This is a genomic window from Streptomyces sp. Y2F8-2, from assembly GCF_014905555.1.
Lineage (GTDB): Bacteria > Actinomycetota > Actinomycetes > Streptomycetales > Streptomycetaceae > Streptomyces > Streptomyces cynarae.
Map to the genome: position 1 here is coordinate 326,807 of NZ_BNGS01000007.1, position 21,039 is coordinate 347,845.

Genomic DNA, 21,039 nt, shown 5'->3' on the forward strand with positions numbered 1-21,039 from the left:
GGGGCGGGCCCCCCGGAAATCCCCGCACCGACGGGGGGAACGCGTTGTCCACAGGCCCCCCATGAGCCGAGTTCAGGCCGTAATCTCGGCGTTCATGGAGCAGAGGCATCTCGGCCGTACCGGCCTTCGTGTGTCGCGGATCGGGCTCGGCACCCTGACGTGGGGCCGCGACACGGACGAGCACGACGCCGCGGACCAGTTGAAGGTGTTCTGGGAGGCGGGCGGGACCCTCGTCGACACGGCGGACGTGTACGGGGACGGGGAGGCCGAGTATCTGCTCGGGCGGCTCATGGACGGCCTCGTGCCCCGCCGGGACCTGGTGATCTCGACGAAGGCGGGCAGCGTCCCCGACCCGGACCGTCGCTTCGACTGCTCGCGCGGTCATCTCCTCTCCGCTCTGGACGCCTCGCTCGCCCGCCTGGGCACGGACTACGTCGATGTCTGGCACGTCCACGCCTTCGACCCGTACACCCCGCTGGAGGAGACCCTGCAGGCGCTCGACCTGGCGGTCGGCAGCGGCCGGGCGCGGTATGCGGGGGTGTCCAACTTCTGCGGCTGGCAGCTGGCGAAGGCGGCGACGTGGCAGCTCGCGGCGCCGGGCGTGAGGACCCGGATCGCCAGTACGCAGATGGAGTACTCGCTGCTGCAGCGGGGAGTGGAACGGGAGGTGCTGCCCGCGGCGCTGGACCTGGGGGTCGGGTTGCTGCCGTCGTCTCCGCTGGGCCGGGGTGTGCTGACCGGCAAGTACCGGCACTCGACACCGGCCGACTCGCGCGGGGCGTCGGAGCACATGGGGCCGTTCGTCGCGCCCTACCTCGACGACACCGCGAGCAGCATCGTCGACGCGGTGCAGACGGCCGCCGACGGGCTCGCCGCGACGCCGTTGCAGGTGGCGCTGGCGTGGGTGCGGGACCGGCCGGGTGTGGTCGCGCCGATCGTCGGCGCGCGCAACGCGCAGCAGCTCACGGCGGCGTTGTCAGTGGAGGCGCTTAGTCTTCCGGACGAGATCTGCCGGGCGCTGGACGATGTGTCGGCCCCGGTGCACCGCTATCCCGATCACGACTGGAGCACGCTGTGACCACGGACCCGGAGACGACGGAGACGGCCCCTCGGGCGGAGGACGGGGCCGGGACCGCCGGGGGCGGCGGTGCGGGGAGCGACAGGGCCGCGGACCCGATGCCCGCAGAGGGGCTCGCCGAGGGCTCCGGGGACGAGGCGCCGGCGGACGGCGGCCCGGACCCGGCGGACGGCTCCCCTGATCCCTCGCAGGACGCCGCCGAGGGCGAGGGTGCCGCGCCCGAGATGTCCGAGGCCGAGGCCGAGCTGGCCGCTCAGCGGGTCGAGCGGGAGCGGATCGAGCGGCGGAAGGCCGCGAAGCAGGGACCCGTCGAGGCCGGTGGGAAGCTCAGCGGGAAGGCCGCCGACCTGCTCGCCGCCGTGCGGGCCGTGGAGAGCGGTGAGAAGCCGGTGGCGAGCGCCTTCAGCAAGCCCACGCCCGCACCGCGCCGCCCCACCGCCCCCGAGCCGGTGCGGCGCCCCCAGCCCGTGGCGGCCGCCGCGGCGCCTCCCGCCGCCGAGACGGTGGCGGCGGTGCGGGCCGTCCTGGCCGAGGGCGGCGCCCCGGACACACTCGCCCTCCAGGTCGCCGAGGTGCTCGGCGAGGGTGCGGAGGCGCAGCTGCGCTCCGACCCCTGGCAGCTGCTGCGCGTCTTCGGACTGCGCCCCGAGCAGGCCGACACCTTCGCCCGCGCCCTGCTCGGCGCGGATTGCCGCCCGGACGACGAGCGCCGGGCCCGTGCGATGACGGTCTGGCTGCTGGAGCAGGCGGCCCTGGCCGGGCACACCGCCCTGGAGGTCCCGGCCCTGGAGGCGGCGCTCGGCCGGCGCCAGGTGCCGGACCCCGAGGCGGCCGTGCGCGACACCATCGCCGAGGGCGAGGCCCTGGTCTTCCAGGACGCCCTGGAGTCGGCCCCACCGGGCGACGACGAGGAACAGGAGCGCCCGGTGCGCGTCCTGATCGGCCTGGAGCGGTACGCGCTCGCGGAGGAGAGCCTCGCCGACGGACTGGCCCGGCTGGTCGGCTCCGTGCCGAAGGAGGACGGCGCGGCGGAGGACTGGCAGCGGGCGGCCCGGTCGGCGGCGGGTTCCGCGGCAGAATTGATCGGTGCGGTCGCGGGGCACGGCCTGGTACTGCACACCGGGTCGGAGGCGTCCCGCATCGAGCCGGCGACTCTGCTGCGTGCGGCACGCCGGCTCGGGCTGCGCGCCTGGGCCGCCACGCACAGCCCGGCCGGCCGCGACCAGTTCGGCGCGCTGCTGGCCCGCCTCGACCTGCCGGACGACGGGCGAACGCAGCCGCCGCTCGCCACCGTCGCGGGCCTCCTGTCCGGTGGCGAGGGTCCCGGGCGGGACGCCGACGGCGCGCTGGACCTCGATCTGCTCGTCGTGCTGGACGCGCCCCAGCTGGATGTCGAGACAGCGGCCCTGCTCGTCGAGTCGCTGCCCGACGGGGCCCGGCTGGTGCTGAGCGGCGACCCGGGTGTGCTCTGGTCGGTCGGCCCCGGACGCGTGTTCGGGGACCTGCTCGCGGCCCGCGTATGCCCGCAGATCGCCTCGCGGACCCCCGACCCGGGCCCGCTCGGCGAACTGGTCTCCGCCGTCGGCATCGGTGAGCTGCCGCAGGTCGACGCGCCCGGCAAGGAGGTCGTGATCGTGCCGGTGCGGGACGCCGGGGAGGCCGTGCACCGGACCGTGCAACTGGTCGCGGACTCGGTGCCGCGGGCGATCGGGGTTCCGGCGGAGGAGACGCAGGTGATCACCCCGGGCCACGGCGGCGCTGCGGGCACCCGCGCGCTGAACGCGGCACTGAAGGAACGGCTGAACCCGGGCCCGGGTCGCTTCGGCGGCTTCGACCCGGGCGACCGGATCGCCTACTCCCCCGCGCCGGGGCGTACGCTGCCGGGCCGTGTCGTGAAGGGCGACGCCGAGGGGCTGCACCTGGAGTGCGCGGGCGTCTCCGTGGTGGTGCCGAAGGAGCGGGTGGAGCAGACCCTGCGGCACGGCTGGGCGCTGACCGCGCACCAGGCGGTGGGGCAGCGGTGGCCGGCGGTGGTCGTGGTCCTGCCGGGCGACGCCGCCCAGAGCCTCACCCGGCCGTGGGTCTACACGGCCTTCGGCCGCGCGGTGCGCCATCTGTCGGTGGTGCACGGCGCGGACCAGGCCCTGCCGCGGGCCGTGGCGGAGATCCAGGCCAAGCCGCGTACGACCCGCCTGCTCGCGCTGCTGAGGCCCCAGGTCCCGACGTCGGACTGAGAGAGGCACCTCACTACGGCGGGGCTCTCACCTCGGGGGGTCCCGGCGGTGCCGTGCAGCCCCAGGTCACACGGCACCGCCGGGGAAGCCCCTGCTGACGATCAACGATCCAGCGGTTCCAGGTCCTCGTCGTCGTCCAGCTCGAGCTCGTCGTCCTCCAGCACCTCGCCCCGCAGCTCCTCGTCGTCCGCCTCCTCGTCGAAGACGGAGCTGACGTCGAAACGGCAGATCACCCGCTGGGGATCGACCTGCTCGAAGGGCGCCTCCAGCCACTCCCCCGGCTCGGCCGGTTCCTCGGCGGCCACCACCCACAGCGTGGAGTCGCCCTCCTCGAGGCCGAACTCCTTGTGCCGGGAGGCGATCTCGTCCGGTTCGAACTCCCCGAAGAGCACGCCCAGCGCGCCGTGGACGGTGCCGGCCGACGACGCCGGCGCGGTCTCCTCGTCCGCGGCCTCCACGCGCTCCGCCTGTGCCAGCAGCCGCTGGGGCTCCGCCACCGCGTAGTCCCGGCGGATCAGGACGCTCAGCGCGCTCGGTTCCTCGGGGCCCGTGTACGGCGGAAGAGGCTCCTCCGCACCGGGGATCTCGAAGGGGGTGACCTCGTCGTAGCGGTCGTAGAGCAGCTCGTCGTACTCCTCGGCCGCCGCGGCCAGCTCGTTGAACGCCTCGTAGACGGCCGGGTCGTCCTCACCCGTCCTGCGCTCGACCGCGGCAAGGTGGCGGTCGAGTGCGGTCTTGACCGCCTCGGCGGCGGCACGTACCTCGGCAGCGGTGGGCTGCGCAGCATCAGACATAGTGCAGACGCTATCCGTACCGGGCCCCAGCCCGCACAATAGATGCGATGCCGGAATACGAATTTGTCGACGTGTACGTACCGCGCGGGGTCTCCCGCAAGGACGCCACACGCCTGCTGACGGAGCATGCCGAGTACGGACACTGGGAGTTGGACCGCCTGAGCCTGCTGCGCGACGGGAGCCGCAGGGTGCGGTTGCGCCGGCGGATCATCCGCCAGGTGCGCGCCACGTGGTGAGCAAAGGTGGCTGAAACGGATCGGGCCCCGCACGGACGGGGCCCGATCCGTTCAGTCGGCCACGGGGGAAGCAGGCGGCGCCGGTGCCGCTACGCGTGCGCCCGCGCCCTGCGGTAGAGCAGCGCGCCGCCGAGCAGGGCTCCCGCGCCGACCGGCGCCAGGAGGCCGAGCGGCAGGTCGCTACCGGTGTGGGCGAGCTGTGCGGTGGCCGCCGGCTGGGTGACGGACTGACCGCCGGGGTGGTTGACGTGGGTGCCGCCGCCCGGCTGCTGCGGAGTGCCGGGGTGACGGGGCGTGCCGGGAGGCGTGGTGGTGCCGCCGCCGGGAGGCGTGGTACTGCCCCCGCCGCCGGGAGGCGTGGTCCCGCCACCGCCACCGGGAGGCGTCGTCCCGCCACCGCCACCAGGAGGCGTCGTCCCGCCACCGCCGCCGGGCGGCGTGGTGGAGTGGCCGCCGCCCGGGTTGGCGCAGTCGTTGCCGCCCGCCGGGTTGCCGATCCCGCCCACGTTGACGGAGTTGCCGCACACGTTCACCGGCACGTCGACCGGCACCTGCACGGTGTTGCCCGAGCCGACGCCGGGCGAGTCGCCGGTGTGCCCGCCGGCGTGGGCGCCGCCCCCGCCGCCGGACTGGCTGCCGGTGTTCGCGCACGTGTTGCCGGCCGCCGGGTTGAGCAGCCCGATGACGTTCACGGTGTTGCCGCAGACGTTCACCGGCACGTGCACGGGCACCTGCACCAGGTTGCCCGACAGCACGCCGGGCGAGTTGCTGGCGGAGCCGTTCGCTCCGGCGTCGGCGTGCGCGTAGCCGCCGGTGACGGCGAGGACTCCGGTCGCCGCCGCCATGGTCATCAGGCCCTTGCGGGTGACCTGTCGCATTGCTGATTTCCCTGTCTTCGAGCTGGTCGTGGACCTTCGGAACGCGTCCCGCGCGGTGGGCGCGGACGCGGAGGAACCGGTCGGCCCCGGAGCGCATGGCACGCACTCCGGGGCCGACGGACTCACACCCTCACGGGGTTCGGGCCCCTCATGGGGTGAGGCACCACGTCAGTGGTTGATGCAGGTGTTGCCGAAGGCGGGGTTCAGCAGCCCGATCACCGAGATCGTGTTGCCGCAGACGTTCACCGGGACGTGCACCGGAACCTGGATCACATTGCCCGACACGACACCCGGGGAGTGCGTGGCGGCACCCTGGGCGCCGGAGTCGGCGACAGCCAGACCCGCACCCGCGAGAACCAGACCACCGGTGGCAGCCGCAGCAGCGACGACCTTCTTGATCATTATTCCTCCTTGTTGGCAAAGCGATCCAAGCCTCGGACCGCATCACGTGTAACGAGGAGGGAGTAATGGAGCTACGAGCGTATGGTCGCATTCACTCGTCCCGGCGTGTTCCCGTACACGCTGGCGAATAGCGCACTGGACCGGCGCCGGCTCAGGACGCGTCGATGAACCGGTCCAGCACCCGCACGCCGAACTGCAGCGCGTCCACCGGCACCCGCTCGTCGACCCCGTGGAACATGCCCGCGAAGTCCAGCTCCGGCGGCAGCTTCAGCGGCGCGAAGCCGAAGCCCCGGATGCCGAGGTCGTCGAAGGACTTGGCGTCCGTGCCGCCGGAGAGCATGTACGGGATCGCCTTCGCGGCCGGGTCCTCCGCCAGCAGCGCCGACTGCATCGCCTCGACCAGCGCGCCGTCGAAGCCCGTCTCCACGGCCTTGTCGGCGTGCACGTCCTCACGCCGCACGTTCGGCCCGAGGATCCGGTCCACGTCGGCGAGGAACTCCTCCTCGAAGCCGGGCAGGAAGCGCCCGTCGACGTGCGCGGTGGCCTCGCCGGGAATGACGTTCACCTTGTAACCGGCGTTCAGCTGGGTGGGGTTGGCGGTGTTGCTCAGGGTCGCGCCGATCAGCTTGGCGATGCCGCCGAGCTTGGCGAGGGTGCCCTCCATGTTCTCCGGGTCGAGTTCGGTGCCGAGCGCGTCGCCGAGTTCGTCGAGGAAGGCCCGCGTCGTCTTGGTGACCCGCACCGGGAACTTGTGCCGGCCGAGGCGTGCCACGGCTTCGGACAGCTCGGTGATCGCGTTGTCCCGGTGGATCATCGACCCGTGGCCCGCGGTGCCGGCCACGGTGAGCTTCATCCAGTGCATGCCCTTCTCGGCCGTCTGGATCAGGTAGAGCCGGCGCTGCTCGTTCACCGTGAACGAGAAACCGCCCACTTCGCTGATGGCCTCGGTGACGCCCTCGAAGAGGTCGCGGTGGTTGTCGACCAGGTACCGGGCGCCGTAGGTGCCGCCCGCCTCCTCGTCGGCGAGGAAGGCGAGGACGATGTCGCGCGGCGGCCTGCGCCCGCTGCGCAGCCGGTCGCGGACGACCGCCAGGGTCATGGCGTCCATGTCCTTCATGTCGACCGCGCCGCGCCCCCACACGCATCCGTCGGCGATCTCGCCGGAGAACGGGTGGTGCGTCCAGTCGTCCGCGTTGGCGGGCACGACGTCGGTGTGGCCGTGGATGAGCAGCGCGGGCCGTGAGGGGTCCTCGCCCTCGATACGGGCCACCGTGGAGGCACGGCCCGGGTGCGACTCGAAGATCTTCGGTTCGAGCCCCACCTCGGCGAGCTTCTCTGCGACGTACTCGGCAGCCCTGCGCTCGCCGGGACCCGAGTGGTCGCCGTAGTTGCTGGTGTCGATCTGGATCAGCTCACGGCAGAGGTCGACGACCTCGTCCTCGCCGGTGACGCTCCTGGCCGTGCCGGTGTCGGTCACGCTGCTTCCTCCCGGTTCCCTGCTGGTGGTCCTCCTCATCCTCCCCCCGACCCCCGCCGCGCCCCAAGGCGGTGTACGGCCCGTCACATGCCGTTCACGCGGGAACGGGGGTGATCGAACGCCGCCGAAAGCCTGGTAATGTTTCCTTCGTCGCCGCGGGGGAAGCCCGCACGACAGACACCTTGTCCGGGTGGCGGAATGGCAGACGCGCTAGCTTGAGGTGCTAGTGCCCTTTATCGGGCGTGGGGGTTCAAGTCCCCCCTCGGACACTTGAGGCGAAGGGTGCCGACCGGTTGGGGTCGGCACCCTTTCGCGTGTGGCCCACCTCTCGGGCGGTTCCTAGACTCGAGGTGTGGCCCGGGCCAACGAAGAGGTCGAGGCGCTCCTGCAGGAGTACGCGGACCTCGTCGCGATCACGGGAGGCGACGCCTTCAAGGCGCGCGCCTACGAGAAGGCCGCGCGTGCCATCGGCGGCCACCCGGCCGACATCTCCCATCTGGACGCCGACGGGCTGCGGGACATCCCGAACGTGGGCAGGTCGATCGCCGAGAAGGTCATCGAGTATCTGCGCACCGGCACGGTCGCGGTGGTCGAGGAGCGCAGGGCGAAGATCCCGGCCGGGGTGCGGGAGCTGATCACGATCCCCACGCTGGGTCCGAAGAAGGCGATGCGGCTCTACGAGGACCTGCACATCTCCTCGGTGAGCGAGTTGGCGGCCGCGATCGAGGCGGACGCGCTGGCCGACCTGAAGGGGTTCGGCGAGAAGACGCAGGAGAACATCCTGCACGGGATCCGGCTGATGCAGCAGGCGGGCGGCCGTATCCCGATCCATCTGGCGCTGGACACCGCCGAGGAGATCGTCGCCGAGCTGTCCCAGGTCACCGGCTGCAAGCGCTGCACGTACGCGGGATCGCTGCGGCGGATGAGGGAGACGATCGGCGACATCGACATCCTGGTCGCCGCGAAGCGGTCGGCCCCCTTCATGGAGGCCCTGGAGGCGCTGCCCTCGACCGCCGAGGTGATCGCGCACGGTGAGAAGAAGACGTCGATCCGCACCTCCAAGGGCGTGCAGGTGGACCTGCGGGTGCTGCCGCCCGACTCGTGGGGCGCGGGGCTCCAGTACTTCACCGGCTCCAAGGCGCACAACATCCGCACCCGCACCATCGCCGTACGCCAGGGTCTGAAGCTGTCCGAGTACGGCCTGTTCGACACGGGCAGCGGGGAGTCGGTCGCCTCCCGCAGCGAGGAGGAGGTGTACGCCCGGCTGGGCCTGCCGTGGATTCCGCCGACGCTTCGGGAGGACCGGGGGGAGATCCAGGCGGCCGTGCGCGGGGAGCTGCCGGAAGTGGTCACGGAGCGGGATGTGCGCGGCGATCTGCACACGCACACGGACCTCACCGACGGGCTGGCCTCCCTGGAGGCGATGGTGGAGGCGGCGGCCGAGCGCGGTTACGCGTACTACGCGGTCACCGACCACGCGCCGAACCTGTACATGCAGCGCATGACGGACGAGAAGATCCTCGCCCAGCGGGAGGAGCTGCGAGCGCTGGACGGCGCGCACCACGGGATGCGGCTGCTGCACGGCACCGAGCTCAACATCAGTGCCGAGGGGGACGTGGACTGGCCGGGCGCGTTCCTGGCCGGCTTCGACCTGTGCGTGGCCTCGCTGCACTCCCACTTCGACCTGGACCGCAGGGCGATGACGCGGCGGCTGGTGCGGGCCTGTGAGAACCCGCACGTCAACATCATCGGCCATCCGACCACGCGCCTGATCGGCAAGCGGCCGGGGGTGGACGCCGACTGGGACGAGGTCTTCGCGGCCTGCGCGCGCACCGGCACCGCGCTGGAGATCAACGCCCAGCCGGACCGGCTCGACCTGTGCGACGAGGACATCCTGCGGGCCCGGCAGCACGGCGTGAGGTTCGCCGTGAACACCGACGCGCACTCCGTGCTCCACCTGGCCCATCTGCGCTACGGCGTCGGTACCGCGCAGCGCGGCTGGCTCACGGCGGACGACGTGATCAACACCTGGCCGCTGCGGCGGCTGCGCCGGTTCCTGGCGAAGGACGGGTCGGGGTGAGGTGGCGCGCGTTTGCCGTCCGGGGGACCGGAGACCCGAGGGGTGGTCGCCGCAACTTGTGGGACGCGATATGTGAGGGGGTGCCCCGGTGACTGAGAACAGCATGGGTGACGAGGTCTACCAGCCCCAGCAGGACGAGGACGTCGTGGAGGACATGAGCCCGCTGGAGTCCCCGGACAGCCTGGAGAACCGGGTCGTGGAGCCCATGGAGGAGGGCTACTCGCCGCCGGAGAAGCCTCTCGCGGTGAACGACGTGGGCACCACCGCGGCAGAGCAGCGCGACGGGGAGTCGCTGGACGAGCGGCTGGCCCGGGAGGTGCCCGAGGACACGGCCACGGTGGGCGACGGGATCGGGGACCTGCCCGGCGGTGAGGGTGAGCCGAGGGACGACGAGGTCGGCGGCCCGGACGCCGGGCGGCTGGTCGCGCCGGACGAGGGCGCGCACGAGGACACCGACGCGGAGGCCGTCGCGAACGACGTCGGCTTCGACAGCGGCGCCCGCACGGCCGAGGAGGCCGCCGTGCACGTCGTGCCGGATGACGGCGAGGACGAGACCGGGCCGTAGGTCAGCGCTGGACGCGCAGCGTGAGCGTGCCGTCGGGTTCACGGTCGACGCGGGTGCCGAACTCCCGGCTGAATCCGTCGAGGGCGGTGCGCAGCCAGGCGGTGTCCTCGTCCGAGGCGTGCTCCAGCCGCATTCTGCGCGCCTGGAGGGTGACGATGCGGGCGCCGGTCGTCCGGCCGGTGTCCGGGTCGACCGTCACCAGGTACAGCAGGCGCAGGTCGTCGCGGTAGCGCTCGTAGCCGCCGATGCCCTCGTAGTCGTCGACGAGGTCCCCGCAGCCGTACAGGACGAGCCTGCCCCGGTAGGTCTCCAGCGGGCGCGGGTGGTGCGAGGAGTGCCCGTGGACGATGTCCACGCCCGCGTCGACGAGCGCGTGGGCGAAGCGGATCTCGGCGCGGGAGACGTCGTAGCCCCAGTTGGGGCCCCAGTGGACCGAGGCGACGACGATGTCTCCGGGGTGTTTGAGCTGCCGCAGCCGGGCGGCGAACGCGGCGGCCACGGCGACGGTCGGGCCCGTGACGAAGTCGACGCCGGACCGGTCCTCGGTGGCGGCCCAGTCCTCCGGGATCCCGCTGGAGGGCATGCCGAAGGAGAACACCAGCACGCGTCCGCCTCCGTCGAGGGGGACGATCGCGGGCCGTCCGGCCGCGGTCGCGTCCCGGCCCGCCCCGGCCGTGCGCAGCCCCGCCGCCGCCAGGGAGTCGAGGGTCTCCTCGAGGCCGCGCCGGCCGAAGTCGAGGACGTGGTTGTTGGCGAGGGCGCAGACGTCCGGGCGCAGCGCGGTCAGGCAGGGCAGGTTGGCGGGGCTCATCCGGTAGTGGACGCCCTTGCCGGGCGCGAACTGCCCGTCGCCGGTGACGGCGGTCTCCAGATTGACCACCCGCACGTCGGGCGCGGCGTCCTCCAGGACCGCCAGCGCCTCTCCCCAGGGCCAGGAGTAGTCGACCGGCTGGGGAATGGGCCCGTTGGCGGCCTCGGCCAGGCCGACGTAGGCCCGGGCGTCGTGGATGTAGGTCTCCCGCAGCGCCGGGTCGCCGGGGTGCGGGAGGATCTGGTCGACGCCCCGGCCGAGCATGACGTCCCCGCACAGGAACAGGGTCACCGCGCCCGTGTGCACTCTCCCACGCTAAGGCGGTATCGGGCGCCGCGCGAAGGGTCGCGGTTCCACGGGGGTCCCGGTCATACGTGCGCGGGGGCCATGTGGTCGGTGAACCAGTCGCGGGCCAGGTCGGTGACCGCCTCCAGGGCGCCGGGTTCCTCGAAGAGGTGGGTGGCGCCGGGGACGACCGCGAGGTGGTTCTCGCAGCGCAGCCGGGCCTGGGCCTGCCGGTTGAGGTCGAGGACGACGGGGTCGGCGCCGCCGACGACGAGCAGCGTGGGTGCCGTCACCTCGGGCAGGCGCGGTCCGGCGAGGTCCGGCCTGCCGCCGCGGGAGACGACCGCGGCGATGTGCGCCCCCGGTTCGGCGGCCGCCCACAGCGCGGCGGCGGCGCCGGTGCTGGCGCCGAAGTAGCCGACGGCGAGGCCCTGCGCCTCCGGCCGGGTGCGCAGCCAGCCGGTGGTGTCGGCGAGCCGCCGGGCCAGCAGCTCGGTGTCGAAGACGTTGGCCCGGTCCCGCTCCTCCTCCTCGGTGAGCAGGTCGAACAGCAGCGTGCCGAGCCCGGCCCGGTTGAGGCCCTCGGCCACGAAGCGGTTGCGCGGGCTGTGCCGGCTGCTGCCGCTGCCGTGGGCGAAGACGACGATCCCGGTCGGGTCCTCGGGCACGGTCAGCCGTCCGCCGAGGCGTACGGCGCCGGCGGCCGCCTCCACCTCGCGGTCCACGGTCCCCGTGTGCCCCGCCGCCCGGTGCAGGCAGGCGGCCACCTCGGCGTCGTCGACCTGGGCGAAGTCGGCATAGAACTGGCCGACCGCGAAGAAGACCCGCGGTGTGTCGAGGCAGACCAGTTCGTCCGCCTCGTCGGCGAGCCGCTCGGTCCAGTCGTGCGGCGCGACGGGCACCGCCAGCACGATCCGTGCCGCTCCCCTGGCCCGGGCGATCCGGCAGGCGGCACGCGCGGTGGACCCGGTGGCCACCCCGTCGTCGACGACCACCACGGTCCGCCCCTCGACGGGGACCGGTGAGCGCCCGCCCCGGTAGCGCCGGGCCCGGAGCTCCAGCACCTCGCGCTCGCGCTCCTCGACCTGGGCCAGTTCCTCCGGGGTGACGCGGGCCTCCCGCACCACCGCGTCGTTGATCACGCGCACGCCGTCCTCGCCGATCGCCCCCATCCCCAGCTCCGGCTGGAAGGGCACGCCCAGCTTGCGGACCAGGCACACGTCCAGCGGTGCCCCGAGCGCTTCGGCGACCTCGGCGGCGACCGGCACCCCTCCCCTGGGCAGTCCCAGCACCACGAGGTCCCGGCCCCTGAGGTGCCTGAGGCGGGCGCCCAACTGCCGTCCGGCTTCGAGACGATCGGTGAAGACCACGATGCAGCCTCCTCACTCCCGGGGGGACCAGAGCGGTGCGGGCGGGGGCTCCTCGGACGCCCCTGCCGCCGTGATGTCACCGACGGCGGCGCGGACCAGCCGACGGCCCAGGGCGATCAGGGCCCGTCCGGCGGCGAGTTCGTCGCCGATCTCGGGCACGGCCGTGTCGTACGGGCTGCGGTGGGCCTCGGCGTGGCTCTCGAGCACGTTCTCGCCGGTGTCCAGGACGGCCCGGGCCGTGGTCGCCGGGTCGTGTTCGGACAGGTACAGGTGCAGCGTCCACTCCTTGGCGGACGCAGGCCGGCTGTCGGCGGCTCGGGTCATCGTCCGTCCCTCCTCACGCGGGTGCGAGGCAAGAGGACTGAAGGGGGTGCGGCCCCCTTCCACTGTGACTCCGATGGGCGCGTGCCGCACAGTCCTGGCGGGGCGCGTCGCCGGGCCGGGCAGAATGGCGGTCATGACCACGCGTTCCTGCCCGTGCGGGCTGCCCGAGGCCTACGAGAACTGCTGCGGCCGCTTCCTCCCCCAGCCTCGAACGCGCTCGGCCGGGGGGACCCCCATGGGGACCGCGGCCGCGCCGACCGCCGAGACGCTCATGCGGTCCCGGTACAGCGCCTTCGTTCTGCGGGACGCGGGGTATCTGCTGCGCACCTGGCATCCGCGCACCCGCCCGGCACGGCTCGACCTCGACCCGCGGATGCGGTGGACGGGGCTGGAGATCCTGGGGACGACGGAGGGTTCCGCGTTCCACTCCACGGGGACCGTGACTTTCCGCGCCTCCTACCGGGGTGGCTCGCTGTACGAGCGCAGCCGGTTCGAGCGGGTCGACGGGGCGTGGGTGTACGTCGACGGGGAGTTCCTCGACCGGGACTGACGGCTCCTGGCGGTTCCCTGCGCCGTCACGGCGCCAGGATGTCCAGTTCGTGCAGCGCGCCCACGGTGATCTCGCGGGTGAGCTGCTCGGCGCGGGCCGCGTCGCCCTCCCGTACCGCCTCCGCGACCTGGACGTGCAGGGTGACCGCGGCCGGGTCGGGGTCCTCGAACATGACGTCGTGGTGGGTGCGGCCCGAGAGGACCTCAGCGACCACGTCCCCGAGGCGCGCGAACATCTCGTTGCCCGACGCCCGGAGGACGACCCGGTGGAAGGCCACGTCGTGGACCAGGTAGGCCTCCAGTTTGTGGCCGCGTGAGTTGGCCACCATCCCAAGGGCGCACTCGGTGAGTTCGGCGCACTGCTCGGCGGTGGCGTGGCGCGCGGCGAGGCCCGCGGCGACCGGTTCGATCGCCGAGCGCAGCACGGTCAGTGAGCGCAGCTGCCGGGGGCGGTCGGCGCCGGCCAGCCGCCACCGGATGACCTGGGGGTCGTAGACGTTCCACTCGGAGGAGGGCAGGACCGTCACGCCCACCCGGCGGCGCGATTCCACCAGGTGCATGGATTCCAGGACGCGCACCGCCTCGCGCATCACGGACCGGGACACCTCGAAGTGCTGGGCGAGTTCGTCGGTGCGCAGGACACTGCCCGGCGGGTACTCGCCCGCGGTGATCGCGGGGCCGAGGGTGTCCAGTACATGGCCGTGCAGCCCCCGGCCCGGTGTGCTCATGCGCTCAGCGTACGAGGAAGGTCACGACAAGAAAAAGTCAGACTTATATGTCACAGGGTCTTGAATTCGTCGTACCTAATCGGTTTCAGTGACGTCGACACCAGATGTCGACGAAGACAGCGAGAGCACGATGCAGCATCCGCGTACCCCCCACGTCGTCGTGGTCATGGGCGTGGCAGGCACCGGCAAGACCACCATCGGTCCCCTGCTTGCGGCCCGGCTCGGCGTCCCGTACGCCGAGGGCGACGACTTCCACCCCCCGGCCAACATCGCCAAGATGTCGGCCGGGATCCCGCTCGACGACGCGGACCGGTGGCCCTGGCTGGACGCCATCGGCGCCTGGGCGCACGAGCGGGCGGGGCTCGGCGGGGTGGTCAGCAGCTCGGCGCTGAAGCGGGCGTACCGCGACCGGCTGCGGGCCGCGGCTCCCGGCGTCGTCTTCGTGCATCTGACGGGCGACCGGGACCTCATCGAGGAACGGATGGCACACCGCCAGGGGCACTTCATGCCCACGGCGTTGCTGGACTCCCAGTTCGCCACGCTCCAGCCGCTGGAGCCTGACGAGCGGGGGGTCGCGGTGGACGTCTCGGGCAGCCCCGAGGAGATCACCGCCCGCGCCGTGAACGCCCTGCGCGACCTCGAGCGGTTCTCCGCCCGGCCCTCGCAGTAACCCCCGCCCTCGGCGCGAGCCCTCCCCCAGGGGCCGCGCGGCCTCGGCACGCCCTCTCCCCAGGGGCGACGGCCGCGGAGGGCCTTCCCCACCCGAAACCGAGAGTTCCTCTCCTCACTCCTAGGGAACACCCGTGACCAGACTCAGCGTCGAGATGCTGGCAGCGGCCCCCGTCGAGCCGATCACATCGGCGGGCCACGCTCAACTGGGCATCGCGGCGGTGGCGGGCATCGCCGTCATCGTGCTGCTCATCACCAAGTTCAAGCTCCACGCCTTCCTGGCCCTGACCATCGGCTCGCTCGCGCTGGGCGCGTTCGCCGGGGCGCCGCTCGACAAGGCGATCACCAGTTTCACCACCGGGCTCGGCTCGACCGTGGCCGGTGTGGGCGTCCTGATCGCGCTCGGCGCGGTCCTCGGCAAGCTGCTCGCCGACTCCGGCGGCGCGGACCAGATCGTCGACACGATCCTCGCCAAGGCGCGGGGCCGTGCGATGCCCTGGGCGATGGTGCTGATCGCCTCCGTGATCGGGCTGCCGCTGTTCTTCGAGGTCGGCATCGTGCTGCTGATCCCGGTCGTGCTGATGGTCGCCAAGCGCGGCAACTACTCGCTGATGCGGATCGGCATCCCGGCGCTCGCGGGCCTGTCCGTGATGCACGGTCTGGTCCCGCCGCACCCCGGTCCGCTGGTCGCGATCGACGCGGTCAAGGCGAACCTCGGTGTGACGCTGGCGCTCGGCGTCCTGGTCGCCGTCCCGACGGTGATCATCGCGGGCCCGCTGTTCTCGAAGGTCGCGGCCCGCTGGGTGGACGCCCCGGTCCCCGACCGCATGATTCCTCCTCGCGCCTCCGAAGAGCTTCAGCGGCGCCCCGGGTTCGGCCCCGCGCTGGCCACCGTGCTGCTGCCGGTCGTGCTGATGCTGGCGAAGGCGCTGGTGGACATCGTCGTCGACGACCCGGCCAAGATGGTGCAGCGCGTCTTCGACGTGATCGGCTCGCCGCTGATCGCACTGCTCGCGGCCGTGATCGTGGGCATCTTCACGCTGGGCCGCCCGGCCGGCTTCAGCAAGGAGCGCATCTCCCAGCTCGTCGAGAAGGGCCTCGCACCCATCGCGGGCATCCTGCTGATCGTGGGCGCGGGCGGCGGTTTCAAGCAGACGCTGATCGACTGCGGCGTGGGCCAGATGGTCCTCGACATATCGAAGGACTGGTCGATCCCCGCGCTGCTGCTGGCCTGGCTGATCGCGGTGGCGATCCGGCTCGCGACCGGTTCCGCGACCGTGGCGACCGTCTCGGCCGCCGGTCTGGTCGCGCCGCTCGCGGCCGACATGTCGACCACGCACACGGCCCTGCTGGTGCTGGCCATCGGCGCCGGCTCGCTCTTCCTGAGCCATGTCAACGACGCCGGGTTCTGGCTGGTGAAGGAGTACTTCGGGCTCAGCGTCGGCCAGAACCTGAAGACCTGGTCGGTCATGGAGTGCATCATCTCCGTGGTCGCCGGCGGACTGGTCCTGCTGCTCTCCCTCGTGATCTAGGAGTGGTACGGCGATGACGGCTCACCCCCTCTTCGACATCGGCGGCCGTACGGCACTGGTGACCGGCTCCAGCCGGGGCATCGGGCTCGCGCTCGCCCGCGGGCTGGCGGAGGCCGGCTGCACGGTGGTCCTCAACGGGCGCGACGCCGACCGGCTCACGAAGGCGGCGGCGGAACTGCCGGGCGACGTGCACACGGCCGTGTTCGACGTGACCGACGGCGCCTCCGTCGCCGCCGGGATCGCTGATGTCGAGGAGCGGGTGGGCCCGCTCGACATCCTGGTCAACAACGCCGGCATGCAACTGCGCGCGCCCCTGCTGGAGTTCACCGACGCCGACTGGCACCGGATCCTGAACACCAACCTGACCAGCGCGTTCCTGGTCGGCCGCGAGGCGGCCCGGCACATGACCGAGCGCGGCCACGGGAAGATCATCAACATCTGCTCGCTGCAGAGCGAGGTGGTCCGCCCCGGAATCGCACCGTACGCGGCGACCAAGGGCGCGCTGAAGATGCTCACCAAGGGCATGTGCGCGGACTGGGGTCCGCACGGCGTGCAGGTCAACGGGCTCGGCCCCGGCTACATCGAGACGGAGCTGACCCGGCCGCTCGTGGAGGACGAGGAGTTCAGCGCCTGGGTGCGCAGGCGCACTCCGGCCGGGCGCTGGGGGCGTACGGAGGACCTGGTGGGCGGGGTGCTGTTCCTCGCCTCCCCCGCGGCGGACTTCGTCAGCGGACAGGTGCTGTACGTCGACGGCGGAATGACCAGCGTGCTGTGAAGGGGGCCATCGAGATGTCCACGATGCCGGGTTGCGTCGTCCACGGCCGGGGCGACCTGCGGGTCGACGAACTGCCGGTCCCGGAGCCGGGCCCGGGGCAGGCACTGGTCGCCGTCCGCTACGGCGGGGTGTGCGGCTCGGATCTGCACTACTGGCGGCACGGCGGGGTCGGGGACTTCCGGCTCAGGGAGCCGATGGTGCTGGGGCACGAGGTCGTGGGGACGGTGGTCGCGTACGGCGACGGCGCGTCAGGCCCCTCGGTCGGGACGGCGGTCGCGGTGCACCCGGCCACTCCGTGCGGGGTCTGCCCGGAGTGCGCGGGCGGGCGGCGCAACGTGTGCCGGGACACCCGCTACCTGGGCAGCGCGGCCCGTTTCCCGCATGTGCAGGGTGGCTTCGCGGCGCGGACGGCCGTCCCGGCCGAGCAGCTGAGGCCGCTGCCGGCCGGTCTGGAACTGCGCCGGGCCGCGCTCGCCGAGCCGTTGTCGGTGGCGCTGCACGCGGTGCGGCGGGCCGGTGAGGTGGCCGGCCGGCACGTCCTGGTGACCGGTGCGGGCCCGATCGGCTGCCTGGTGGTGGCGGCCGCGAAGGCGGCTGGCGCGGCGCGGGTCACCGTCACGGACCTGCTGCCTCGGGCGCTGGAGTTCGCCGCGGCGGCGGGCGCCGACACCCTCGTACGGGCGGACGACCCGGACGATGCGGGGTGGCCCGCCGAGGCGGACGTGGCGGTCGAGGCGTCGGGGGTCGCCGCCGGGCTGGACACCTGTCTGCGGCTGGTCCGCCGGGGCGGTGTCGTGGTCCAGCTCGGCATGCTGCCCCCGGGTCAGAGCCCCTTCCCGGGCAATCTGCTGGTGAGCCGGGAGATCGACCTGCGCGGCGCGTTCCGCTTCGACACGGAGTTCGACGACGCGCTCGGCCTGCTCGCCTCCGACCCGGCGTTCGACGCCTTGATCAGCGAGGTGGTCCCGGTACGGCAGGCGGAGTCGGCGTTCGCCCTGGCGGCGGACCGGAGCCGGTCGTGCAAGGTGCTGCTGGACTTCGGCCGGAGTGGCTGATCGGGGTGGCTGAACGGGGCGGCCCACCAGCGAGCCAGGAGGGCGCCGGCGGCGGTCGGATCGTCGATCGCCGCCGTGATCCGCGCCCGTTCCCCCGCCGGTCTTCCTACGGGCGCCACAGCGGGTGTTCCCGTTCCGCCCAGTCGCGGCCGACCAGGCCCGTGCGCAGGCCCCGGCGGGACTCCGGGTCGCCGAGGGCCATACCGATGTGGCCGGCCAGGACCACGCCGATCGTCAGGGCGAGCCAGTCGTGGACGAACGTCGCCGAGGTGCGCCACATCAGCGGCGTGAGGTGGGTGAACCACATCAGCAGTCCCGTGCCGAGCATCACCAGTGTGGCGCCCGCGATCCACGCCGCGTACGTCTTCTGCCCCGCGTTGAACTTCCCCGCCGGGCGGGAGGCGCGGCGGTGGTCGCGCCGCAGGGCCGCGCGCAGCCAGACCCGGTCGTGCGGCCCCCAGCGGTTGAGGTGGCCGAGGTCCGCGCGGAAGGCCCGGGAGGCGAGGCCGAGCAGGACCGGGACCGGCAGCAGCACGCCCGCCACCTCATGGACCCTGACCACCAGTTCGCGGCGTCCCACCAGTTCCGCGAACGCGGGGATGTAGAGGCAGGCCGCCGTCACCACGCACACGCCCATCAGGGCGGCCGTCGTGCGGTGGACCCAGCGCTCCGCGGGGGTGAAGCGGCGTACCCGGGCCGGGGCGGAGACGGGGGGCTGGGTGGCGTCAACTCGTGGGGGCATCGTCGCGTCCGTTCGACCGGCCGACCCAGGCGTCGACGTCGTATCCGCGCTCCTCCCAGTACCCGGGGCGCACGTCCCGGGTGACGGTGATGCCGGAGAGCCATTTCGCGGACTTGTAGAAGTACATGGGGGCGACGTAGAGCCTGACCGGGCCGCCGTGGTCGTGGGTCACCGGCTTGTCCTGCATCTTCAGGGCGACCAGGACGTCGTCGCGGCGGGCCTGGTCGAGGGTGAGGCTCTCGGTGTACGCCCCGTCGAAGCAGGTGAAGCGGACGGCGCCGGCGGAGGACTGCACGCCCGCGGCGTCCAGCAGAGCGGACAACCGTACCCCTTCGAACGGCGTCTTCGGCACCCGCCAGCCCGTGACGCACTGGACGTCGTGCACGAGCCGGGTCTGGGGCAGGGCCCGCAGGTCGGCCAGGGTGTACGTCTTCGGGCGGTCGACCAGGCCGTTCACGGTGAGCCGGTAGCTCGTCTCGCCCAGGTGCGGGACGGACGCGGTCACCGAGTAGTAGCGGAAGCCGCCGCCGTTGGGCAGCAGTCCGGTCAGTCCCGTCGGGTCCTTGCCGGCGACACCGCCGAGCAAGGACTCCAGGCCGCGCTGGAGGGTGGGCGCCGCGATCACGCCGAGCGCGCCGAGTCCCAGGGTGCCCAGCAGCACCCGGCGGCCGATCGGGGTACCGGTCGCCGGGGGCTCCGGTGCGTCCGGCTCTTGCGGTCGTTCAGGGTTCACACAACGATTCGAGCACCCGGCACCCCCTCGATGCCAGGGGAACCGGGTGCCCGTCAGGATTCCGTCACCACTTCTCACCGGGTTCTCAGGAAGCCGGACCACGAGGTGGATCAGCGATGTGCGCCGGTCACGCCGTCGACTCCGCCGCCTTCTCCAGCCGGAACGCCTCGTTGCCCAGGCCGATGCGGGCGTGCGCCTGGGGCTTGCGGGAGCGCAGCAGCAGGCCCTGGACCAGGCCGAGCAGCAGAGCGACGCCGATGATCGCGGGGAGCAGCCATCCGAGTTCCGAGTCCGGGCCCGTGCCGACCAGGACGTCGAAGTCCTTGACCGTGTAGGCGGCGATCCCCAGCAGGGCGAGTCCTGCCACCGCGGAGGTGGCCAGCCGCCAGGCCTGGGCGCGGGCGGAGCCACGGCGGGCGAAGAAGACGATCACGGAGACGGAGGCGGCCACCATCAGCACGGTGACGCCGAGGGCTCCGACGCTGCCGAACCAGGTGAACAGGTGCAGCACCGGCGCGGTCGGGTCGCCGTTCGGCTTGTCGTCGGCCACTGCGAACGCGATCACGATCACCGCGGACACCGCGCTCTGCAGCAGCGAGCCGGTGCCGGGGGCCCCGCTCGCGCCGGTCGTCCGCCCGAAGGCGGCCGGCAGCAGTCCCTCGCGGCCCATGGCGAACGCGTACCGGGCGACCACGTTGTGGAAGCTGAGGAGCGCCGCGAACATGCCGGTCACGAACAGTACGTGCAGTACGTCCGTGAAGGTGTGCCCGAGGAGGGACTCGGTCAGCCAGAACAGCAGCCCTGCGCTCTGTTTCTGTGCCGCCGGGACGATCTGGGAGGGCCCGGCGGCGACCGTCAGCGCCCAGGAGCTGATCGCGAAGAGGGCGGCGACGAAGCCGATCGCGAGGAACATGACACGGGGCACCAGGACGTGCGGACGGCTGGTCTCCTCCGCGTACACCGGCGCCTGTTCGAAGCCGGTGAAGGCGGCGATGCAGAAGCACAGCGCGGTGCCGACGCCCGCCCCGGTGAGGGTGTCCGGGTTGAAGGCGTGCAGGGACAGGCCCTCCTTGGAGGGATCGGCGACAGCCGCCACGTCGAAGATCACCACGAGCGCGACCTCGATCAGCAGCAGGACGCCGAGCACACGCGCGTTGACGTCGATCTTCAGCCAGCCGAGCGTGCCGACGACGAGGACGGCCGCCAGTGCCGGGATCCACCAGGCCACCTGGACGTCCAGATAGGTGGCGAACAGTCCCGAGACCTCGAAGCCGAAGATGCCGTAGATCCCGAACTGCAGCGCGCTGTAGGCGACGAGGGCCACCGCCGCCGCGGCCGCGCCCGCCGTGCCGCCGAGCCCTCGGGAGATGTACGCGTAGAACGCGCCCGCGTTGTGGACGTGGCGGCTCATCTCCGCGTATCCGAAGGAGAACAGGACCAGCACCACACCGAGGACGACGAAGAGCAGCGGTTGGCCGACGATGCCCATCACCCCGAATGTGGTGGGCATGACACCTGCGACGACCATGAGTGGGGCGGTCGCCGCCAGCACGGACAGCAGCAGGCCCGCCGTGCCGAGCCGGTCGGCGCGCAGAGCGCGTTCCTGCCCCTTGAAGGTGGGGATGGCGCCGCCGTCGGCGGCGGCCGGTCTGCTCGTGCTCGAACTGCCGGTCGTCATCGCGCGGTTGTCCTTTCGGATTCCTTGGACGGGACTGTCGGGAC

The 21,039-nt window shown here is 72.7% G+C and carries 21 protein-coding genes and 1 tRNA gene; 11 read left to right on the top strand and 11 right to left on the bottom strand.

Translation table 11 applies throughout. From position 1 onward, the window contains the following. The first annotated feature begins 94 nt into the window (after positions 1-94). Both SY2F82_RS24705 and SY2F82_RS24710 read left to right on the top strand, forming a co-directional pair. Positions 95-1,078: an aldo/keto reductase gene (locus tag SY2F82_RS24705; protein WP_200421360.1), complete on the top strand. Its 984-nt coding sequence runs from the start codon at positions 95-97 to the stop codon at positions 1,076-1,078. After that, positions 1,075-3,312 carry a helix-hairpin-helix domain-containing protein gene (locus tag SY2F82_RS24710; protein ID WP_374707204.1) on the top strand — a complete coding sequence of 746 codons (2,238 nt, stop codon included), beginning with the start codon at positions 1,075-1,077 and terminating at the stop codon, positions 3,310-3,312. Before SY2F82_RS24705 ends, SY2F82_RS24710 begins: the two co-directional genes overlap by 4 nt. A gap of 101 nt (positions 3,313-3,413) precedes the next feature. Here SY2F82_RS24710 and SY2F82_RS24715 read toward each other — a convergent pair whose 3' ends face one another. Continuing rightward, complete coding sequence (locus SY2F82_RS24715; RefSeq protein WP_200421361.1) at positions 3,414-4,106, bottom strand: hypothetical protein; 693 nt, start codon at positions 4,104-4,106, stop codon at positions 3,414-3,416. A 47-nt stretch (positions 4,107-4,153) separates the two neighbouring features. Between SY2F82_RS24715 and SY2F82_RS24720 the strand changes: the two genes are divergently transcribed. Continuing rightward, positions 4,154-4,342, top strand: a complete 189-nt coding sequence (locus SY2F82_RS24720) for a DUF5703 family protein (protein WP_200421362.1) — start codon at positions 4,154-4,156, stop codon at positions 4,340-4,342. An 89-nt stretch (positions 4,343-4,431) separates the two neighbouring features. On the opposite strand, the gene SY2F82_RS24725 is transcribed toward SY2F82_RS24720, so the two are convergent. From SY2F82_RS24725 to SY2F82_RS24735, 3 genes are all read right to left on the bottom strand, one after another. Continuing rightward, positions 4,432-5,220: a chaplin gene (locus SY2F82_RS24725; RefSeq protein WP_200421363.1), complete on the bottom strand. Its 789-nt coding sequence runs from the start codon at positions 5,218-5,220 to the stop codon at positions 4,432-4,434. 168 nt (positions 5,221-5,388) lie between these two features. Further along, entirely contained in the window at positions 5,389-5,622 is a 234-nt protein-coding gene (chpH, locus tag SY2F82_RS24730; RefSeq protein ID WP_103839114.1) for a chaplin ChpH, read from the bottom strand. Positions 5,623-5,773: 151 nt separating this feature from the next. Continuing rightward, positions 5,774-7,099 carry a M20/M25/M40 family metallo-hydrolase gene (locus SY2F82_RS24735; protein ID WP_200421364.1) on the bottom strand — a complete coding sequence of 442 codons (1,326 nt, stop codon included), beginning with the start codon at positions 7,097-7,099 and terminating at the stop codon, positions 5,774-5,776. A 184-nt stretch (positions 7,100-7,283) separates the two neighbouring features. Here SY2F82_RS24735 and SY2F82_RS24740 point away from each other — a divergent pair. The 3 genes from SY2F82_RS24740 (at position 7,284) to SY2F82_RS24750 (ending at position 9,744) form a co-directional block, all read left to right on the top strand. Then, positions 7,284-7,368, top strand: a tRNA-Leu gene (locus SY2F82_RS24740). An 83-nt stretch (positions 7,369-7,451) separates the two neighbouring features. Next, positions 7,452-9,179: a DNA polymerase/3'-5' exonuclease PolX gene (polX, locus tag SY2F82_RS24745; protein ID WP_200421365.1), complete on the top strand. Its 1,728-nt coding sequence runs from the start codon at positions 7,452-7,454 to the stop codon at positions 9,177-9,179. An 88-nt stretch (positions 9,180-9,267) separates the two neighbouring features. Further along, positions 9,268-9,744: a DUF5709 domain-containing protein gene (locus SY2F82_RS24750; RefSeq protein WP_236041770.1), complete on the top strand. Its 477-nt coding sequence runs from the start codon at positions 9,268-9,270 to the stop codon at positions 9,742-9,744. Position 9,745: 1 nt separating this feature from the next. Here the strand turns inward: SY2F82_RS24750 and SY2F82_RS24755 are convergent, their stop codons facing one another. The 3 genes from SY2F82_RS24755 to SY2F82_RS24765 form a co-directional block, all read right to left on the bottom strand. Beyond that, on the bottom strand, positions 9,746-10,861 hold the full coding sequence (locus SY2F82_RS24755; RefSeq protein ID WP_200421366.1) for a CapA family protein: 1,116 nt from the start codon (positions 10,859-10,861) through the stop codon (positions 9,746-9,748). Between the two features lie 62 nt (positions 10,862-10,923). Further along, positions 10,924-12,210: a phosphoribosyltransferase family protein gene (locus tag SY2F82_RS24760; RefSeq protein WP_200421367.1), complete on the bottom strand. Its 1,287-nt coding sequence runs from the start codon at positions 12,208-12,210 to the stop codon at positions 10,924-10,926. Between the two features lie 12 nt (positions 12,211-12,222). Beyond that, positions 12,223-12,534: a dsRBD fold-containing protein gene (locus SY2F82_RS24765; protein ID WP_200421368.1), complete on the bottom strand. Its 312-nt coding sequence runs from the start codon at positions 12,532-12,534 to the stop codon at positions 12,223-12,225. A 133-nt stretch (positions 12,535-12,667) separates the two neighbouring features. On the opposite strand from SY2F82_RS24765, the gene SY2F82_RS24770 reads away from it, so the two are divergent. Further along, positions 12,668-13,084, top strand: coding sequence for a YchJ family protein (locus SY2F82_RS24770; RefSeq protein WP_200421369.1), 417 nt, complete (start codon positions 12,668-12,670; stop codon positions 13,082-13,084). A 25-nt stretch (positions 13,085-13,109) separates the two neighbouring features. On the opposite strand, the gene SY2F82_RS24775 is transcribed toward SY2F82_RS24770, so the two are convergent. Next, complete coding sequence (locus tag SY2F82_RS24775) at positions 13,110-13,811, bottom strand: FadR/GntR family transcriptional regulator (RefSeq protein ID WP_200421370.1); 702 nt, start codon at positions 13,809-13,811, stop codon at positions 13,110-13,112. A gap of 130 nt (positions 13,812-13,941) precedes the next feature. Between SY2F82_RS24775 and SY2F82_RS24780 the strand changes: the two genes are divergently transcribed. From SY2F82_RS24780 to SY2F82_RS24795, 4 genes are all read left to right on the top strand, one after another. Further along, positions 13,942-14,481 carry a gluconokinase gene (locus tag SY2F82_RS24780; protein ID WP_200421371.1) on the top strand — a complete coding sequence of 180 codons (540 nt, stop codon included), beginning with the start codon at positions 13,942-13,944 and terminating at the stop codon, positions 14,479-14,481. A 133-nt stretch (positions 14,482-14,614) separates the two neighbouring features. Continuing rightward, positions 14,615-16,012: a GntP family permease gene (locus tag SY2F82_RS24785; protein WP_200421372.1), complete on the top strand. Its 1,398-nt coding sequence runs from the start codon at positions 14,615-14,617 to the stop codon at positions 16,010-16,012. A gap of 13 nt (positions 16,013-16,025) precedes the next feature. Next, positions 16,026-16,787, top strand: coding sequence for an SDR family oxidoreductase (locus SY2F82_RS24790; protein WP_200421373.1), 762 nt, complete (start codon positions 16,026-16,028; stop codon positions 16,785-16,787). A 23-nt stretch (positions 16,788-16,810) separates the two neighbouring features. Further along, a complete protein-coding gene (locus SY2F82_RS24795; RefSeq protein WP_200421504.1) occupies positions 16,811-17,842 on the top strand; it encodes an L-idonate 5-dehydrogenase in 1,032 nt (343 codons plus the stop codon). A 106-nt stretch (positions 17,843-17,948) separates the two neighbouring features. Here the strand turns inward: SY2F82_RS24795 and SY2F82_RS24800 are convergent, their stop codons facing one another. From SY2F82_RS24800 to SY2F82_RS24810, 3 genes are all read right to left on the bottom strand, one after another. After that, entirely contained in the window at positions 17,949-18,584 is a 636-nt protein-coding gene (locus tag SY2F82_RS24800) for a cytochrome b/b6 domain-containing protein (RefSeq protein ID WP_200421374.1), read from the bottom strand. Further along, positions 18,568-19,317: a molybdopterin-dependent oxidoreductase gene (locus SY2F82_RS24805; RefSeq protein ID WP_200421375.1), complete on the bottom strand. Its 750-nt coding sequence runs from the start codon at positions 19,315-19,317 to the stop codon at positions 18,568-18,570. Before SY2F82_RS24805 ends, SY2F82_RS24800 begins: the two co-directional genes overlap by 17 nt. 127 nt (positions 19,318-19,444) lie before the next feature. After that, the gene (locus tag SY2F82_RS24810; protein ID WP_200421376.1) at positions 19,445-20,995 is read right to left on the bottom strand and encodes an APC family permease; all 1,551 of its coding nucleotides are present in this window, start codon (positions 20,993-20,995) and stop codon (positions 19,445-19,447) included. Positions 20,996-21,039 lie beyond the last annotated feature (44 nt).

Bases quoted from the DNA above. Each gene is read 5' to 3' on its own strand.
- SY2F82_RS24705 (WP_200421360.1), top strand. From the start codon at position 95: ATGGAGCAGAGGCATCTCGGCCGTACCGGCCTTCGTGTGTCGCGGATC.
- SY2F82_RS24715 (WP_200421361.1), bottom strand. From the start codon at position 4,106: ATGTCTGATGCTGCGCAGCCCACCGCTGCCGAGGTACGTGCCGCCGCC.
- SY2F82_RS24720 (WP_200421362.1), top strand. From the start codon at position 4,154: ATGCCGGAATACGAATTTGTCGACGTGTACGTACCGCGCGGGGTCTCC.
- SY2F82_RS24725 (WP_200421363.1), bottom strand. From the start codon at position 5,220: ATGCGACAGGTCACCCGCAAGGGCCTGATGACCATGGCGGCGGCGACC.
- chpH (WP_103839114.1), bottom strand. From the start codon at position 5,622: ATGATCAAGAAGGTCGTCGCTGCTGCGGCTGCCACCGGTGGTCTGGTT.
- SY2F82_RS24765 (WP_200421368.1), bottom strand. From the start codon at position 12,534: ATGACCCGAGCCGCCGACAGCCGGCCTGCGTCCGCCAAGGAGTGGACG.
- SY2F82_RS24770 (WP_200421369.1), top strand. From the start codon at position 12,668: ATGACCACGCGTTCCTGCCCGTGCGGGCTGCCCGAGGCCTACGAGAAC.
- SY2F82_RS24775 (WP_200421370.1), bottom strand. From the start codon at position 13,811: ATGAGCACACCGGGCCGGGGGCTGCACGGCCATGTACTGGACACCCTC.
- SY2F82_RS24780 (WP_200421371.1), top strand. From the start codon at position 13,942: ATGCAGCATCCGCGTACCCCCCACGTCGTCGTGGTCATGGGCGTGGCA.
- SY2F82_RS24790 (WP_200421373.1), top strand. From the start codon at position 16,026: ATGACGGCTCACCCCCTCTTCGACATCGGCGGCCGTACGGCACTGGTG.
- SY2F82_RS24795 (WP_200421504.1), top strand. From the start codon at position 16,811: ATGCCGGGTTGCGTCGTCCACGGCCGGGGCGACCTGCGGGTCGACGAA.
- SY2F82_RS24800 (WP_200421374.1), bottom strand. From the start codon at position 18,584: ATGCCCCCACGAGTTGACGCCACCCAGCCCCCCGTCTCCGCCCCGGCC.
- SY2F82_RS24810 (WP_200421376.1), bottom strand. From the start codon at position 20,995: ATGACGACCGGCAGTTCGAGCACGAGCAGACCGGCCGCCGCCGACGGC.